Origin of the sequence: Acinetobacter sp. YH12049, assembly GCF_013419875.1 — a bacterium.
GTDB lineage: Bacteria > Pseudomonadota > Gammaproteobacteria > Pseudomonadales > Moraxellaceae > Acinetobacter > Acinetobacter amyesii.
Genome location: NZ_VOZH01000033.1, coordinates 1 through 18,365, shown reverse-complemented (window position 1 = coordinate 18,365; position 18,365 = coordinate 1). Strand labels below are relative to the sequence as shown.

The 18,365-nt window shown below is 40.4% G+C and carries 12 protein-coding genes and 2 pseudogenes; 7 read left to right on the top strand and 7 right to left on the bottom strand.

What is annotated here, in order from left to right; genetic code table 11:
* Positions 1-215: 215 nt before the first annotated feature.
* The 3 genes from mfd to aspA all read right to left on the bottom strand — a co-directional run bounded on the left by mfd (position 216) and on the right by aspA (position 6,002).
* Positions 216-3,683, bottom strand: coding sequence for a transcription-repair coupling factor (mfd, locus tag FTU05_RS13640; RefSeq protein WP_180165762.1), 3,468 nt, complete (start codon positions 3,681-3,683; stop codon positions 216-218).
* Positions 3,684-3,862: 179 nt separating this feature from the next.
* A complete protein-coding gene (locus FTU05_RS13635) occupies positions 3,863-4,219 on the bottom strand; it encodes a hypothetical protein (protein WP_180165750.1) in 357 nt (118 codons plus the stop codon).
* Between the two features lie 334 nt (positions 4,220-4,553).
* Entirely contained in the window at positions 4,554-6,002 is a 1,449-nt protein-coding gene (gene aspA / locus FTU05_RS13630; RefSeq protein WP_180165748.1) for an aspartate ammonia-lyase, read from the bottom strand.
* A gap of 423 nt (positions 6,003-6,425) precedes the next feature.
* Between aspA and putP the strand changes: the two genes are divergently transcribed.
* Positions 6,426-7,928, top strand: coding sequence for a sodium/proline symporter PutP (gene putP / locus FTU05_RS13625; RefSeq protein ID WP_180165746.1), 1,503 nt, complete (start codon positions 6,426-6,428; stop codon positions 7,926-7,928).
* A 61-nt stretch (positions 7,929-7,989) separates the two neighbouring features.
* Here putP and FTU05_RS13620 read toward each other — a convergent pair whose 3' ends face one another.
* Positions 7,990-8,484: an Lrp/AsnC ligand binding domain-containing protein gene (locus tag FTU05_RS13620; protein WP_180165744.1), complete on the bottom strand. Its 495-nt coding sequence runs from the start codon at positions 8,482-8,484 to the stop codon at positions 7,990-7,992.
* A gap of 133 nt (positions 8,485-8,617) precedes the next feature.
* Between FTU05_RS13620 and putA the strand changes: the two genes are divergently transcribed.
* The 4 genes from putA to FTU05_RS13600 all read left to right on the top strand — a co-directional run bounded on the left by putA (position 8,618) and on the right by FTU05_RS13600 (position 14,648).
* Positions 8,618-12,349, top strand: coding sequence for a trifunctional transcriptional regulator/proline dehydrogenase/L-glutamate gamma-semialdehyde dehydrogenase (gene putA, locus FTU05_RS13615; RefSeq protein ID WP_180165742.1), 3,732 nt, complete (start codon positions 8,618-8,620; stop codon positions 12,347-12,349).
* A 229-nt stretch (positions 12,350-12,578) separates the two neighbouring features.
* Positions 12,579-13,661, top strand: a complete 1,083-nt coding sequence (gene trmA / locus FTU05_RS13610; protein WP_180165740.1) for a tRNA (uridine(54)-C5)-methyltransferase TrmA — start codon at positions 12,579-12,581, stop codon at positions 13,659-13,661.
* 252 nt (positions 13,662-13,913) lie between these two features.
* Complete coding sequence (locus FTU05_RS13605; RefSeq protein ID WP_168378613.1) at positions 13,914-14,138, top strand: hypothetical protein; 225 nt, start codon at positions 13,914-13,916, stop codon at positions 14,136-14,138.
* 261 nt (positions 14,139-14,399) lie between these two features.
* Complete coding sequence (locus FTU05_RS13600; protein ID WP_168378614.1) at positions 14,400-14,648, top strand: hypothetical protein; 249 nt, start codon at positions 14,400-14,402, stop codon at positions 14,646-14,648.
* 56 nt (positions 14,649-14,704) lie between these two features.
* On the opposite strand, the gene FTU05_RS13595 is transcribed toward FTU05_RS13600, so the two are convergent.
* The gene (locus tag FTU05_RS13595; protein WP_257230132.1) at positions 14,705-15,481 is read right to left on the bottom strand and encodes a phosphodiester glycosidase family protein; all 777 of its coding nucleotides are present in this window, start codon (positions 15,479-15,481) and stop codon (positions 14,705-14,707) included.
* Positions 15,482-15,616: 135 nt separating this feature from the next.
* Between FTU05_RS13595 and FTU05_RS13590 the strand changes: the two genes are divergently transcribed.
* Complete coding sequence (locus FTU05_RS13590) at positions 15,617-16,153, top strand: lecithin retinol acyltransferase family protein (RefSeq protein WP_180115760.1); 537 nt, start codon at positions 15,617-15,619, stop codon at positions 16,151-16,153.
* 139 nt (positions 16,154-16,292) lie between these two features.
* Here FTU05_RS13590 and FTU05_RS13585 read toward each other — a convergent pair whose 3' ends face one another.
* Both FTU05_RS13585 and FTU05_RS13580 read right to left on the bottom strand, forming a co-directional pair.
* Entirely contained in the window at positions 16,293-16,751 is a 459-nt protein-coding gene (locus FTU05_RS13585) for an SRPBCC domain-containing protein (RefSeq protein WP_373685313.1), read from the bottom strand.
* Positions 16,752-16,834: 83 nt separating this feature from the next.
* A pseudogene (locus FTU05_RS13580) lies at positions 16,835-17,897 on the bottom strand (aldo/keto reductase).
* A gap of 96 nt (positions 17,898-17,993) precedes the next feature.
* On the opposite strand from FTU05_RS13580, the pseudogene FTU05_RS13575 reads away from it, so the two are divergent.
* Positions 17,994-18,218 (top strand): annotated as a pseudogene (locus FTU05_RS13575) (LysR family transcriptional regulator); the annotation flags it as partial.
* Between the last annotated feature and the right edge of the window lie 147 nt (positions 18,219-18,365).

Here is an 18,365-nt window from a genome sequence, read left to right as displayed (position 1 = left end):
AAATGATGCAAAATTAGAATGATGGCTAATACTATCACATCCTTATGGGTGTGAATATTCTGTACAGAACGTTTCATTACAAATAAACTTCATTTGAATAAAACGTTGCTTACTTATGACTCTAATAAATTTTTCAAAAAAATCAAGCGTTTCTTCTATATAAAAAACACGCATAAAAATCTACTCATTCTAAACAAGCAATTTATACGCCAAATCTAGTGATTTGGCGCTAATTCCTTCAGTAAACTGTCTAATAAGTCATTTATAAATTGAATGCGTTTGTCATATTCTTCGAGCATGACCATCACTTTTAGACGCTGTCCACCTTCCATTCGGAAGAAAGTCGGATGCTTTTGCATCATTTGGATGATGGATATGGCTTGAACTGGTGTATCTGGCGAGAACTCAATACTGCCGCCATGTGAGCTGATATCAATTTTAGTAATACCCAATTGTTCCGCTTTTAAACGCAACTGATGGACAGAGAATAACTGCTTAACTGCTTGTGGTGGTAAGCCAAAACGATCGATCAACTCCATACGAATGTTATCGAGTTTCTCTTGAGTATCCGTATTACTAATGCGTTTATAGAACAATAACCGTTGATGTACATCACCTAAATAATCATCTGGAATTAAGGCTGGCATATGCATGCTAATTTCAGCCGTTAATGACAATGGTGAGTCAAAATTAGGTGTTTTGCCTTTTTGAATGGCTTTGGTGGCTTTTTCAAGCATTTCCATATATAGACTATAACCGATGGTTTGCATTGAGCCACTTTGCTGTTCACCCAGCAACTCACCTGCACCACGAATTTCTAAGTCTTCTGTAGCCAACATGAAACCCGCGCCCAAAGTTGATGCACGCGAAATGGCATCTAGGCGTTTTTCAGCATCACCCTTTAAGCCTTTGAGCGAAGGTACAAGTAAATAGGCGTATGCTTGATGGTGCGATCGGCCGACACGACCACGTAATTGGTGCAACTGCGCCAGCCCCAGTTTATCTGCACGTTCAATCAAAATGGTATTGGCGTTTGGCACATCAATCCCAGTTTCAATAATGGTTGAACACACCAGCACGTTATATTCTTTATGATAGAACTGTTGCATGATTTGCTCTAGCTCACGCTCACGCATTTGACCATGTGCTACCGCGATACGTGCTTCAGGAACCAATTCTCGTAAAGTTTCTGCCGTACGTTCAATGGTTTCCACTTCATTGTGTAAGAAATACACTTGCCCGCCACGTAGCAGTTCACGCAAGATGGCTTCTTTGATCGAATCCCCAGTATGTTCTTGCACAAAGGTTTTCACAGCAAGACGACGTGCAGGTGGCGTTGCAATAATAGATAGATCACGCATACCACTAAAAGCCATATTCAGCGTACGTGGAATAGGCGTTGCAGTTAGCGTCAGCATATCAACATCGGCACGTAAGGCTTTAATTCGCTCTTTATCACGCACACCAAAACGGTGCTCTTCATCCACGATCATGAGACCGAGATTTTTAAATTGCACACTTTCCTGCAAGATTTTATGTGTACCAATTACGATATCCACTTTGCCTTCTGCGAGGTCTTCAATGGTTTTAGTATGTGATTTTGATGAACCAAAGCGTGAAAGGACTTCAATACGTACAGGCCAATCCGCGAAGCGATCTTTGAAAGACTCGTAGTGCTGCTGTGCCAACAACGTGGTTGGAACAAGTACAGCCACTTGTTTGTTATTTTGTACTGCCACAAATGCAGCACGCATGGCCACTTCTGTTTTACCAAAACCGACATCACCACAAACCAAACGATCCATCGGCTTTGCTTGTTGCATGTCATACAGTGTCGCTTCAATAGCATTGGCTTGATCTAAAGTTTCCTCATAGGCGAAGCCACTGGCAAACTGCATATAGAGACTTTGATCCAGTTCAAATCCATAACCGGGCTTCGAATGACGACGTGCTTGAATATGTAAAAGTTCTGCCGCCACATCATGGATCTGCTCTAAAGCCTTGCGTTTGGCTTTAGACCATGCATCTGTGCCCAATTTATGTAATGGTGCTAGATCTGGGTCACCACCACTGTATCGGCTAATTAAATGCAGGTTTGTTACAGGGACATACACCTTAGCTGCATCGGCATAGTCTAACTGCAAAAACTCATGGTCTTGGTCATCGATACTCAAGGTAATTAAACCTGCATATCGCCCGACACCATAATCAATATGAACCACAGGTGCGCCAATACTTAGCTCGGTTAAACTACGAACAAGAAACTCTTCTGATACTTCCTGTTGGCGTTTACGACGACGTTGAACCACACGGTGTTCATAAAGCTGATTTTCAGAAATTACACTGAGCTTGTCAGTTAGCAATAAACCACGATCTAAGGGTGCATTGGTGATCGCAATCGCATGCATAGAATGCATAAAATCATCAAAACTTTCGACCGTTGGAATATCACCCAAACTTGGGCGCAATGCATCTTTTAAAGTTTCACGTCGACCAGCGCTTTCAGCCACTAAAAGCACCGGATAATTTGCCGCATCGATATAATCCTTAACCGCAGAAAATGGCTTTTCACGTTTAGGATCGACAGGTAAACGGGGTGGAATCTCAGCTGCAAGATTGATCACGCCATTGCGTTCATCAAAAGCCTCAGGCGAAGCCACGATACGACGGCAAAGATTTAATTGTTCTAACACTTGATTTGGTTGTAGGAAAATCTGATCTGGCGGCAAAATCGGTTGGTCAACATTATGACGGCGGTCTTCATAACGACGCACAATATCCGACCAAAACTGAATCAAAGTGTCATCTATGGCTTTATCTGTAATGACAATGCCATTCTCTGGTAAGTACGAAAAAAGCGTACTTTGCTCTCGCATGGCTTGTTCAGAGAAGAATAACGGAAAATAAAACTCAATACCTGGTGAAGCTATACCGTCTTGTACATCTTGATAAATTGGATTTTTCTTTGGATTTGCCGTCGGAAAATTTTCCGCATATCGATCACGAAACAGTGAACGTGCTTCTTTTAATGGAAATTCTTTTGCAGGTAAAACCGTAAAATGATCTAAGTTTTGGGTGGTTCGCTGAGTTTCAGGATCAAAGAATTTGAGGGTATCGATTTCATCATCAAATAAGTCAATACGAATCGGTGAACTTTGCCCCGAAGCGTAAATATCCATGATGCTGCCGCGTACTGCAAATTCACCATGATCATAAACGGTATCCACCAAGTGATAGCCCGCTTGTACTAATCTTAATTTTTGTTGTTCGATATCAAATTTTTGACCTACTTTAATATCAAAGTGTTCACCTAATACCCAAGATGCCGGTGCAACTCGCTGCGCTAAAGTTGTTGCTGAAACCAACAACACGCCTTGCTGTGGCATATTAGACAAAATCGCCAAGCGTTCAGAAACGATATCTTGATGTGGCGACAGCCGGTCATAAGGTAAAATTTCCCAATCTGGGAAAATAGTCGGCTTAATTCCGTAAAATTCCAGCTCACTTTCTAACTGCCCGAGATGCTGATTATTACGTGCTACAATCACAAACAACTGTTTCGATTGTTTGCTAATTTCTTTAAATAATAATGCAGCAGATGAGCCTTGTAAGTTTCCGACCCACCGCTTTTCGCCAGCTTTGAGCTGTTTAAGATTGAGTTGTGAAATTTCTTGCTGGAACATGATGTAAATAGCTTTTAATGTTTTAATCACTTAGTGATCATATTAACACGATGCTTTTTACATTCCGAGATTTAAGCAACTATATACAGTGTTTTAACCAATATGGATTTGCGATTGTATTTTCTATTGATGAGTACCATTAACGCACCCATCAAACTCAAACACTGCAGTCCATTCACTTACTTACGATCACGGATGAATTGACGATAATAATCATTCAATAGTTTGACATAGAGTTTAAACTGCAACAGATTTTCTTCAGTATTGCCTAATCGTGCAACAAAGCGTTGACTTGCAATTTCCAGGTCTATTTTTTCATTGATAATCATTGCAGTGGCATAGAGCTGTTTTAAATCATCGAAATTTGTCATTTTTCTATTTGACAGATATTCCATACGTTCAGACAATGTATTTAAAACTATACCTTCAATGATATAGCCCTGAGTTTCATCATATTGAATGTGGTGTTCTTCTAAGTAAAGTTGCTCAGGCGACTCTTTAGCGCCTTTGAATAAATCGACTAACTTATTAAACATCTGACTATCTACAACATGATAAAAAAACCTATTGTACTTCGATTACGTCCTTTTTGGGGCAAGTTAAAGCTGTTCTGACTAGATCTATGCGCTAAATTTTTCATCCAAATCTTCAAGAGTAAATATAGAACTATAATTACGATCTTAAGTAAATATAGCGTTTTCTTTTCAACCCAATACTTTCTTTTAGAAATTAAGTTCCTATTAGAGACTTAATACATCACTGCTCAGATTAGTTCTCTAGCTTTACCACTGATTTCTTCAAATAAAAAACGAAGGATTAACCTTCGTCATTTACCCACCATTTAGCTATTTAAAAGTCCTAAATAAGCATTTAACTCACTTGAGCGAGTGGCATACTAAATGGTGTCACTTCAGAAACTAGATTTTCAATCGAGAAAATTTCATCCAATTGACTTTCAGTTAACAGCTCTTGCTCTAAAACCACTTGGCGAATGGTTTTATTTTCAGCAATACATTGCTTACCGATTTCATCACAATTTGCATGACCTAAATATGGATCGAGTAAGGTCACGATTCCTACACTACGCATCACAGCATCAAAACATGCTTGCTCATTTGCCTGAATCCCTTGAATGCATTTGCTGTCTAATGTTTTTACGGCATTCACCAAAAGCTCAATCGATTCATTCATGGACAATGCAATCACCGGCTCCATGACATTTAATTGTAATTGCCCTGCTTCTGCGGCTAAAGTGATGGTTAAATCATTCCCCATTACTCGAAATGCAATTTGGTTGACCACTTCTGGGATCACGGGATTGACCTTTGCAGGCATGATCGACGAACCTGCTTGTAACTCAGGTAATCGAATTTCCGCTAAACCTGTACGTGGCCCAGAACTTAAAAGACGTAAGTCATTACAAATTTTAGAAAGTTTGACAGCTAAACGTTTTAAGCAACTCGATAATAAAATAAATACGCCACAATCGCTGGTTGCTTCGACATAGTCTTCTGCACCTTGCAATTTTAGACCGGTCAAATGAGCTAGATTTTCAACGGCCTTGGCCGCATAACCTCCAGGAGAATTCACACCAGTACCAATTGCCGTCGCACCTAAATTAATTTCCAATAAAAGCTGTCGATTTTGTTCAATCAACTTCAAATCTTCTTTTAATAATGTTGCAAATGCTCGGAACTCTTGCCCCAATGTCATCGGAACAGCATCTTGTAACTGTGTACGCCCCATTTTGATGACATGTTTAAACTCATCGGCTTTAACATGTAAGCTTACAATTAGCTGATTTAACACCCCAAATAAAGCATCAAAAGCACTATATGTCGCTAGACGCAGCGCTGTTGGATAGACATCATTGGTCGATTGTGACTTATTGACATGGTCGTTTGGATGAATTCGTTGATAACTGCCTTTTGCATCTCCGAGTGATTCAAGAGCAATATTGGCAATGACTTCATTGGCATTCATGTTAATAGAAGTGCCTGCTCCACCTTGATAAATATCAATTGGAAATGAATCTGCCCATTGTTCTGGATGATCAATCAATGCATCACACGCCTGCTGAATCGCTTGGCGAATATCATCTTGTATTAAGTTAAATTGGTAATTGGTTTCTGCTGACGCTTTTTTTACCTGAGCAATAGCGCGTACAAAGTTTAAATTTTGTCCGACATGCTGCTTTGATATTTGAAAGTTTTCGATGGCACGCAATGTATGTATACCGTAATAACATGACTGCGGGACTGCTTTATCCCCCAATAAATCATGCTCTATTCTCGTTTTTTCCATTTGAACCGTTGTCACTGCGCATTCCCTCTAATTACGCACCAAGACTGTGCATACCTCATATTCGACCTGTTCAAATCATCTCACTACAGATGATGTGATGCACATTTGCAACCAAATAATTCAAATGCACATTTCTTGTTCACCATGTAACATTGTGTAATTTTTACCTAATTTCATTAGTTCTCTTTTTGTGATGAAAAGTCTTAAGTAGATTTACATTTCAAAATTTAAATTCCCTTCTGTACAACATTTCAGCAGCACAATAAAAAATTCGATTTGTAATAAGAAAAAATATCATTTACGCAAAACATACATAAAATATGCTTAAAGGTTACAGAGTGTAATTTTTAAATCGTGCTTGAATCTGCGACTTACGACAGAAGTACAAATTTTCATCTAGGACAGAGATGATTTGCTTTCATTAAGGACGAACCGCCTATGAGCCATTTAAACCCGACATTAGTCACCTTTATTTTTTATATTCTTGCAATGCTTGCCATTGGTTTGTATGCCTACAAAGCAACGCATAACTTTGACGAATACATTTTAGGTGGACGAAGTTTAGGAAGTGTTGTGACTGCACTTTCAGCAGGTGCATCCGACATGAGTGGTTGGCTACTCATGGGTCTCCCTGGTGCAATTTATCTATCTGGTCTTTCTGAAGCTTGGATTGCAATCGGCTTAATTATCGGTGCTTGGTTGAACTGGCTGATCGTTGCAGGTCGCTTGCGTGTTCATACCGAATATCAAAATAATGCCCTGACCCTGCCCGATTATTTCACGAGCCGTTTTGCAGACCATAAAAAGATTTTACGTATCATTTCAGCTGTAGTGATTTTAGTGTTCTTTGCGATTTACTGTGCTTCTGGCATGGTGGCTGGCGCACGACTTTTCGAAAGTTTATTCGGTTGGAACTACACAACCGCACTGTGGATTGGTGCAATTGCAACCATCAGCTATGTCTGCATTGGTGGATTCTTAGCGATTAGTTGGACCGATACTTTCCAAGCCGGTCTGATGATCTTTGCACTACTGATCACACCGATCATCGCCTACCTTGCTTTAGGTGATAACAGTCAAAATCTTGCTGCTATTTTGGAAACAGCTCGCCCACAAGCTTCTAATTTATTTGAAGGTTTAAGTACAGTGGCGATTTTATCCAGCATGGCGTGGGGCTTAGGCTATTTTGGTCAACCGCATATTTTGGTTCGCTTTATGGCAGCCGATTCTGTTAAATCCATTCCGAATGCACGTCGCATTGGTATGACATGGATGATCCTGTGTCTAGGTGGTGCTGTAGCTGCGGGTTATATCGGCATTGCTTACTTCCAAGTCCACCCAGAACTGGCAAGCGTCGTTAATGCCAACCCTGAAACGGTATTTATGGAATTGACTAAAATTCTATTCAATCCGTGGATTGCAGGGATTATTTTAGCCGCAATTTTAGCTGCGGTGATGAGCACACTCAGCTGCCAGTTATTGGTGTGTTCAACCACCTTGACGGAAGATTTGTACAAAGGTTTTATTCGTAAAAACGCATCGCAAAAAGAATTGGTTTGGATTGGACGTGCGATGGTCTTGGCAATTGCCGTATTTGCAATCACCTTTGCAATGAACCCTGCAAGTAAAGTTTTAGGCCTAGTAGCTTATGCATGGGCAGGTTTCGGAGCTGCATTTGGCCCACTGATTATTCTTTCATTGCTGTGGAAACGTATGACGCTTAACGGAGCAATCATTGGCATGATCGTGGGTGCTGTGACTGTAATCGTGTGGAAAAACTACTTAGGCCACCTTGGTTTATACGAAATCATTCCAGGCTTTATTTTCTCTGCAATCAGTATCGTTGTCGTGAGCTTATTGGGCAAAGCACCTGAGGCTGAAGTTGTTGAACGCTTTGAAAAAGCCGAAGCACAATATCAAAAAGAAATGTCTGAAATCTAAAATTTCTGACACCAAAAAGGGGCTAAATGCCCCTTTTTTATACTCGATTATTGATGATTAGCTACTTCGGCCGAGCCGCAGGTTTCAGCTTAATTTGCATACTTTCTTTGATCACTTCCATCACAGGATAACTGCGCGTTTCCTTGATGCCGGGTAGCTGCCAAAGCACCTGCCCTGAAATTTTTCTAAATTCTTCCATATTTGCGCAGCGTATTTTCACTACAAAATCAAAACCACCGCTGATCATATGACATTCTACGATTTCTGGAATTTGACGCACTGCATCCGAAAAATCTTCCAATCCATTGGGCGTGGTTTTATCTAGTAAAATCTCTACAAAAACCACAAATCCATTGTTGAGTAAGACCGGATTTAAACGTGCTTCATAGCCTAAAATAAAGCCCTCTTTCGATAATTTTTGCACACGTGCCAACGCCGCAGTGGGTGATAAATTCACCATTTCTGCAAGCTTAATATTGGACAATTTTCCGTCGTCTTGCAGCAGCTCTAAAATTCGAATATCTATACGGTCTAAGCTCAAATATGGGCTAGTCATCTGAATTTTTCTCTAAATATTATTAAAACTATAGTGAGTTATTCGCTAAATATTCTGTGATGATAAATTAAATAAAGGATCAAGCTCAAGATTTATTTGCTCGTCATAGAACTTTGACACGGAAAATTGAAACATGAATGGAAAAGTATTTGAAGTCACGGGAAGCGATGACTACATCATTGAATTTAAAGACAAGAATAGCTTTGAACAATCGATTAATACAGCATGGCGTCGTGCTGAAACTGAGTGCATTGAAAACTTATTAGCACACAGTGAAATCCCTTCCCCGATCAGCGATCAAATTCAACAATTGGCTTTTGACTTAGCCCATTCATTACGTGAACGTAAAAGCGGTGCAGGTAAAGCAGGCATTGTACAAGGCTTGCTACAAGAGTTTTCATTGTCTTCTCAGGAAGGCATCGCGCTCATGTGTTTAGCTGAAGCGCTACTCCGTATTCCAGACAAAGCAACACGTGATTTACTGATCAAAGATAAAATCAACCAAGGTAACTGGAAAGATCATGTTGGCCAAAGTAGCCTCATGTTCGTAAATGCTGCTGCTTGGGGATTAATGCTGACGGGCAAACTGATGGAAACCCCTCAACAAAAAAGTCTGTCTAGCCTACTCACCGGTATTTTAGCACGCAGTGGACGTGGCATTATCCGTAAAGCTGTCGATGTGGCTATGCGCATGATGGGTGAACAGTTTGTTACTGGTGAAACCATCAATGAAGCGCTTAAACATGCAGAAATTTTAGAAGACAAAGGCTTCCGCTATTCATATGACATGTTGGGTGAAGCAGCATTAACTGAACCTGATGCAGAACGTTATTATCAAGACTATACCGATGCGATCCACGCGATTGGTCAAGCTTCTGAAGGTAAGGATGTTTATAACGGCGCAGGTATTTCGATCAAATTATCTGCCCTACACCCACGCTACCAACGTACACAGATCGACCGTGTGCATGACGAGCTTTATGGCAAAGTGCTAGAACTTGCTGTATTAGCCAAGCATTACAACATTGGTCTAAACATTGATGCTGAAGAAACTGACCGCCTTGAAATTTCTTTGGAACTACTTGAGCGCCTATGTTTTGAGCCTAAATTAGCGGATTGGAAAGGTATTGGATTTGTGATTCAAGCCTACCAAAAACGCTGTTTATATGTGGTCGACCATATTATTGACCTCGCTAAGCGTAGCCAAAAACGTTTAATGATCCGCTTAGTGAAAGGTGCATACTGGGACAGCGAAATTAAGAAAGCGCAAATTGAAGGTATGAGTGACTATCCTGTATTTACGCGCAAAGTTCATACCGACCTGTCTTATATTGCATGTGCTAAAAAGCTCTTGGCAGCGCCTGAGCAAATTTATCCTCAGTTTGCAACACACAATGCGCAAACCGTTGCTACGATCTACCAATTAGCACAGCCAGAGCTTTACTATCCAGGCCAGTATGAATTTCAGTGCCTTCACGGCATGGGTGAACCCCTCTATGAACAAGTGGTGGGTTCGAAGTCTGATAACAAACTGGGTGTGCCTTGTCGTATTTATGCACCAGTGGGTAACCATGAAACCTTATTGGCCTATTTGGTACGACGTTTACTGGAAAATGGTGCGAATACCTCTTTCGTCAACCGTATTGCAGATAAAAATTTAAAAATTGAAGATTTAATTGAAAATCCAAGACAGACGATATTAGCGACGGCTGAAAAAGAAGGTATTACTGGAGCTAAGCATCCTTCTATCCCATTTCCGCAAGATTTGTATGGCACAGAACGTCGCAACTCAAAAGGACTCGATTTAGCCAATGATCGCGACTTATCTCAGCTCAATACCACGGCCGTACAACATGCACATACCCAGTGGCATGCTAGTGCAATGGGCGCTAATTTAGAAGAAATTAATACTGCAAGTATCAACATTACAAACCCTGCAAACCGTAGTGATGTGGTCGGCAGTGTCAGCGAAGCCAGTTTAGAACAAGCGGAAATCGCTCTCAATAATGCGGTAAATGCCCAAGCTTCATGGAAAACTTTAGCCAAAGACCAGCGTGCAGCATGCTTAAACCGTGCAGCGGATTTGATGGAAGCACAATTGCAATCTCTCATGGTGTTGTTGTCACGTGAAAGTGGTAAAACTTATGCCAATGCTATTGCTGAAGTTCGAGAAGCTGTAGATTTTCTACGTTATTATGCGGCTCAAATGATTGATCTAGCAGAAAATACGCAAATTGAACCTCTTGGCACTGTGCTGTGCATTAGCCCGTGGAACTTCCCGCTTGCTATTTTCACAGGTCAAATTGCGGCGGCCTTGGTTGCAGGTAATACCGTGATTGCCAAGCCTGCTGAACAAACGCCTCTGATTGCTGCTCAAGCTGTACATATTTTATGGGAAGCAGGTGTTCCGTTTGATGTATTGCAACTCCTTCCTGGACGTGGCGAAACCATTGGTGCCAAACTCAGCACGGACTCACGTGTCCAAGGCATCATGTTTACAGGCTCAACGGAAGTCGCACGTATTTTGCAAAAAACCGTGGCACAGCGCCTAAACCAATTTGGCGAAAGTGTGGTTTTGATTGCTGAAACTGGTGGTCAAAATGCCATGATTGTTGACTCATCAGCATTGACAGAACAAGTGGTATTGGATGTCGTTAACTCTGCCTATGACAGTGCAGGTCAACGCTGTTCTGCCCTACGTATTCTCTGTGTACAAGAAGATAATGTGGACGTTGTCCGTACCATGTTACAAGGTGCGATGAAGCAACTTCGTGTTGGAAATCCTTCACTTTTAGCAACTGACATTGGCCCAGTGATCGACCTTGAAGCACAACAAAATATTGAAAAACATATTGAGAAGATGCGTAGCAAAGGCTATCCAGTACATCAAATCATGTTTAATGCTGATGGCAATACCTTAAGTACGGGAACCTTCGTTGCACCAACATTGATTGAACTGCCACATTTAAATGATTTAGAACGTGAAGTTTTTGGGCCAGTATTGCATTTAATCACTTATAAATATGGTGAAATTGAAAACCTATTAACGCAAATTAATGCCAAAGGTTATGGTTTAACCATGGGCTTGCATACACGTATTGATGACACGATTCAAAAAGTCATCGGTCATGCAGAAGTCGGCAACCTGTACATTAACCGTAATATTGTAGGTGCAGTAGTAGGTGTACAACCTTTTGGCGGCGAAGGCTTATCAGGTACAGGTCCAAAAGCTGGCGGTCCATTATATCTTTACCGTTTAATGCATCAAGTTTCAGAAAAAAAATTAGCTTCACCGTATGCAGCTCAGGCAGAAACGCAAGCTGCACACTTCCCTGCATATGAGGCTTTTAACACTTGGGCAAAGCAACATTTTGCAGGCATTGCTATTCAAGCACCGCAGGCCATAGCCGCAGGACAAAGTTTTGAACTGCAAGGCCCAACTGGTGAAAACAACCAATATGCCATTTTGGCACGTAAAGGTGTGCTTTCTCTGGCTAATAATGATGCAGATCAACTGAATCAAATTGCTGCGATTTTATCGGTAGGTAGTCAGCCTGTGGTACTTGCAGACAATACTTTTGTGTTGAAACACTTAAATAGTATGCCGAAAATCCTCGTGGACCAATTTAAAGTGATCACGGATATTTATCATGGCAATTTTGATGCAGTTTTACACCATGGTGAAAAAGCTGAGTTATTAAAAGTTCAACAAGTCATCGCGTCTCGTGAAGGTGCAATTATTGGCATTACGCATTTAGCTTCAGGCCTATATGACATCCCTGTAGAACGTTTCGTGATTGAGCGTGCAATCAGTGTCAATACTGCGGCAGCCGGTGGTAATGCCAGCTTAATGACGATGAATTAAATGTTGGAATGAACTCCAACTAATCAGTTCCTCACTTAGCTCAATCTTTATGAATGTTCCATAAAGATTGAGCGTTTTTTTAACTTCCCCTCGATAAAAGTTCTGTTTAGCGTATTCAGACTCATTTTCTCGACAGATAAATACAGCCAAAAGTGGAATTAATTTAGTCTTATAAGGTGAATTTTGCTAACATGACTTTTTTTAATATGTTTGCGATTTTTTACTGCATATGACTTCAACTTATCAGCAACAACTTGATGCCAAAGTTGCCCGCATTACGGCTCAATTTTCAGAATACAACCCTCCCTGTTTAGAAGTTTTTCCTTCTGCTGAACAAAACTTTCGTATGCGAGCGGAATTCCGAATTTGGCATACTGAAAATGATATGTTCTATGCAATGTTTGAACGCAATTCAGACAATGAAAAACAAGTTGTCGAAATTAAAGATTTCCCGATTGCAGATAAAAGCATTAATGATTTAATGCCCTTATTATTAAATGAACTCAAGGCGCAAAAGATCTTATCTAGCCGTTTATTTGAGGTTCATTTCTTAGCAACGCTGAAAGGTGAAATGCTGGTTTCATTGGTTTACCGCTGCCCACTCAATGCTGAATGGGAAGTTGCTGCCAAAGCCCTATCTGAAAAACTCAATATCAAGATTTATGGTCGTAGTCGTGGTCAGCGCGTGATTTTGACTGATGACTATGTGGTTGAAGAACTCCAAGTGTTTGACCGTAAATATCAGTACAAACAAATCGAAAGTAGCTTCACGCAGCCCAATGCCGGCGTATGTCAAAAAATGCTGGAATGGGCGTGTCAGGTTGCGGATCACTCAGACCAAGACTTACTTGAGCTCTACTGTGGTAATGGTAATTTTACGCTGCCTCTTTCAACACGCTTTAATCGCGTTTTGGCAACAGAATTAGCCAAGTCTTCAGTTTATGCCGCGCAGTGGAATATTGAGCAAAATGGCATTGATAATATCCAAGTGGCTCGTCTATCAGCTGAAGAGTTTACCCAAGCCTACAATGCTGAACGTACATTCCGCCGCCTTGAAGAAGCTGAGATTGAAATTTCAAGCTATAACTTCGATACGGTATTTGTCGATCCACCGCGTGCAGGTATAGATGATGAAACACTAAAACTGTTACAACGTTTTGAACGTATTATCTATATTTCTTGCAACCCAGATACTTTGCATGACAATCTCAAACTGCTTTCACAAACGCATAAAATCAGCAAATTTGCCTTGTTTGATCAGTTCCCTTATACACACCATGTAGAGTCTGGTGTGTTTCTTGAGAAGATTTAAACAAATTATTTCAAGTCATGTTGCTGTCATAAAAGGAGCTTTCTAAAAGCTCCTTTTTTATATGCTAAAAAAGCTTTATTTTCTCGTCACATGCATATTTATGAACAGCTTTAAGAACAAATAAGTTAAAGATTTTAAAAGTCCAATCGAAAAAATGATGATTCAAGTGGCTAAAATTTCACTTTAGTAGTCTTGCTTTATTTATTGGATTGGTTATATTTCGTCCTATGTTAGGTCGCAAATGAAGGCTCTATGAGTTTTTGGCATAAGTTGTTCGCTAATGAACAGCAAAACGGGCATAAGAATCAAATTGCCTGTGTTGAAAATGATTGCTCTTGTAAAACCAATGAACAGCTTATTGCTGCTCTTACAAAGGCAACAGATGAAGATGTTATCCTCGGTATTAAAAAAGTGCTCGCTTCGCGCGGTTATAGCCGTAAGGAATTAAATGAAATCCAGCATCTACCTCTACAGTAGAGTCTGAACATTCAGTGTTCAAACAAGGCATTCTATTTACAGAGTGCCTTTTTCATTTTTAAAATAATCATAATGATGCCGCTTATTTACAGATCAGGTTTTGTGAGTCGGCCACATCGTAATTTACAACTTTTATGCTATGCTCCAAGGCAAATTAGCGATATATAATTTTTAAGCACTCGACAATAAAACCCAATATTGCATCAAATATGATGCCGAAGACCTCTAAACAGCATTGATATAAAAATTAAAGGAATGAACATGAATAAATTAACAAGTTGCCTTATTGCCTGCTGCATACTCAGTCTAAGTGCTTGTAGCCAAATCCCCAAAGAATGCGAAGAATCTTGGGATAAACTCGAAGCCCTATCGAAACAAATGGGCTTAAACGAAGAGCAAATCAAAGAACAGAAAAAACAGTTTGAAGAAAGTATTAAGCAACAATCTAAAGAACAAGCCATTCAAATGTGCCAAACCCAAAGTACCTTTTTAGGTTTAGTTGGCAAATAAACAGTAGTTGCTATCAATCTAAAGACTGTATACATGAAGCCCGACCATTCGGGCTTTTATTGTTTGCATTGAAATGCTGTTGTATACGCTACAATTGGTCCTAAAGCTTTCAAACTTGAATCATGTCTATTCAACGCTTGGATTTCTGCACTAGACACAGATCCATCTAAATACAAGGCATTGTTAATCGATAATTGCTGCTTAAAATATTGTGCAAATGCATAAAATGACACGCCTTCACGACTGATCACAAAATACAACTTGCCGTTTTTGATCCCCACACCATTGCGGATTTTCAATGAATCTGACTGTGGGATAAAGTTTGGATTGATTTTTCCATCTACCACCAGCATTGGACCTGACTGCGTTGCATAACGTGCCTTAAAATCTGTGGAAGCATATTTTTGTGTAGTTAATATCACCGCTTGCTTGTCATTCCATGCCAGAACACCATTCGGCTGAATTAAAAAATTACCAAAGCCTCGTGTTGCACGATTCAAGGCTTTTTTCTGCAGCCCATTTTCAACGTAAAGACCAACAGGCGCTAAGTCTGCATGATACATCCCTGCATTCATTGCGAAGTTCATCGTATTACATTTACGCGCTAATGCCTGCTTTAAACGCTGTAAGTCTCGATATGGCTGCTGCTCTGCATCATATAAATAGAGCTTTAGTTGACTCAGATCCGAAATTTCAACCACATCCACAGCAATGGGCTGACTGACACGTTTCGCTTGAATATTGGCATAAGAAATAGTCGGTGAGAAAATCAGACCGAGCAGCATCATAAAGCGCATTTTTTTAAACATTAAGGTTGATTGAACACCAAGCATGACCCTATCCATAGCGTGCGTTAAAAATCGAACAAATTTTAGCTAAATCATCGCTAAAATAGTCGATTAATTCACAGATTAAAAGTAGACTAATCTTTAAAAATAATTCGGAATTAAAGTAGGACTGGTAAATTCATGCACGTGCAGAAAGATGGTTTTCCTCTTGGAACACATCTTATTGTTAAACACTTCGGTTATAGCCATCATGGCATATATGCCGGCCGCGGTAGAGTCATTCACTACTCTGGTTTTGCACACCTTTTCAAAAAACATCCAATTGAAATGACTTCGATCGAAAAATTCAGCCACGGCAAAAAAATTATCGTTCAGTCATATAGCAATCCAAAATTTAAAGGTCGTAAAGTGGTGCGTCGTATGCGCTCTCGCATGCATGAAAACAACTATCATCTGATTATTAATAACTGTGAACACTTATGCACATGGGCTATTACCGGCGTTGAAAGTAGCCCTCAAGTGTTCCGTATGATGAACCGACTCACCACGATTGGCTATATCAGTTCTCTGATGAGTTTTATGAGTAGTATGATGCTGACCGTGACCACCACTTGCTTTGCACTGGTGTTCTATATCAAAAAGAAACTGCGCGAAAAAGCCAAAATGCAGATGCCGGTTTATACCTATTTAAAGCGTGAAGAACATAAGAATCGTTAATTCACTGCAGCAGCATTGAACCGCGGTTTTATCAAATGTCAGTACATCAGCACATTGCTTAGAAATCTTGTACCAATACACAAGCTTTTTATTTTAGCGTATCAGATGTAATGCTTAATCTTGGTCGCTCTTCACATTGCTAAAAGTTCGCATTGCTAAAAGGTGGAAATTTATCTTCAACCAAATTGCTTTGCAGGCCATGTTCTAAATAAATTTTGGCTGCATCCAAAACCGTTGTAAAACCACCTGTACTATCGATAATAAAATCAATTAATGCCTGACCTTGCAGAGGAATCTTTGAATTTTTGATACGAACGTAGGTTTCCATCGGGCTAATCTGCTCAAAAATAAAATCGACTTGAGTTTTTGGTTCTCCCCACTGTATTTGAATTAATTTGTTTTCCTTAATACTCAGCACGTCTACATCGGCGACTGCATTATATTTCTGCCAAGTCCATTGCACGGTTTTACGTTCTTCTAGATAGCCACTCGATGCACTAAACCAAAAATGCTGTGTTATTAAAGGATCAACAAAAGCATTAAATACGATATTGATGGACTTACGAATTAACATCTGGGTTTCAATCACGACACTCATCAGCATTCCTACAGTATTTTAATTTTATTCAGTGATAGCACAGAGAACTGATCATTGCCTACCACTGAATTGTTATTGCCCTATTATGCTGTATGTTCTGTAATAAATGCTGATGTCACTAGCGTGGGATTCTTCTCTGTAAATTGCCCATTCCAATAGGGATAGTATGGATAAGGTGGATACACTGCACTGACTGCGTCTAATCGGGCTAACTGCTCTACGCTTAACGACCAATCTTTCGCCGCAAGGTTATCCAACAGTTGCTGTTCATTACGTGCGCCTATCAAAATACTAGACACAGTCGGTCTGGTTTTCAGCCAATTCAATGCAATCTGCGGGATAGAGTGCCCTGTTTCCATGGCAATTTCTTGCATAACATCTAACACTGCAAATAACTTTTCATGTCGAACTGGCGGTGCGAATTGTGCTGTTTCATGCAGCCGACTTTGCTTTGGAATCGCATGCTCACGATCAAATTTTCCTGTTAATCTCCCCCCAGCCCAACGGACTCCAAACCACTGCACCAATCTGCTGATCATGCTGCGCAGGCATCAACTCCCATTCATAGTCACGTCCAATCAAAGAATAATAGACTTGATGCACACTTAGCTTTTCATAGCCCTGCTGTTGGGCAATCGACTGTGCTTTCATAAGCTGCCAGCCTGAAAAATCCGATGCACCGATATAGCGAATTTTTCCACTACGTACCAAGTCATCTAAACTGCGCATCAGCTGCTCAAGTGGCGTCGTGCTATCAAACTGATGCAGCTGCAGCACATCAATATAATCTGTGCCTAACCGTTTTAAACTCGCCTCCACGGCTTGTATTAAATAGCTTCTAGAATATCCACCTTGATTGATTCCATCATTCAATCGGATACCCACTTTGCTGGAAATAATCACCTCTTGGCGTTTTGATTGAAGTAATGCACCGAGCATCTGCTCTGAGGCACCATTTGAATAAGCATCTGCGGTATCGAAATAATTCACGCCTTGATCAATACACAGATCAATCATGCGCTGAGCATCATTTAAACTCGATTGCCCCCATGCAGAGAAAATAGGGCCTTGCCCGCCAAATGTACCTGCACCAAAGCCGAACTCTGAAACTTGTAAGCCAGATTGCCCTAGATTGTGATAGTTCATGGTGATTTCCTGTGTTTGATTTATACACAGAATAGGCACAGATATTTATCAGAAAAACCCTGAATATCAAGAAAGACTTTCTTGATTATATTGATAATGCTAACTGAAGATTTCGAGTTATTCACACGAATGGCGACACTGGGTTCAATCAGTCAAGCCGCTAAAGAGGCCAATCTCTCTGTTTCTGTCGCTAGTAGCCGTCTACACAGACTTGAACAAAGTTTAGGGCTACGCCTATTTCATCGCACTACACGGCAACTACATTTAACACAGGAAGGTGCTGTTTTATTGCAACAAGGTTTTCCCTTACTCGAACAATTTAATTCTCTGCTAGGCCAATTGTAAGCGTCCGCTGAACACACCTTCTGAATTCATCCTATAAGCCTTAATTTAGTCCCCACTTAGAAACAAGTGGGGACTTAAATTTATGACTACAAATCATCAGACATCCATCGCATCTCTTGCGAA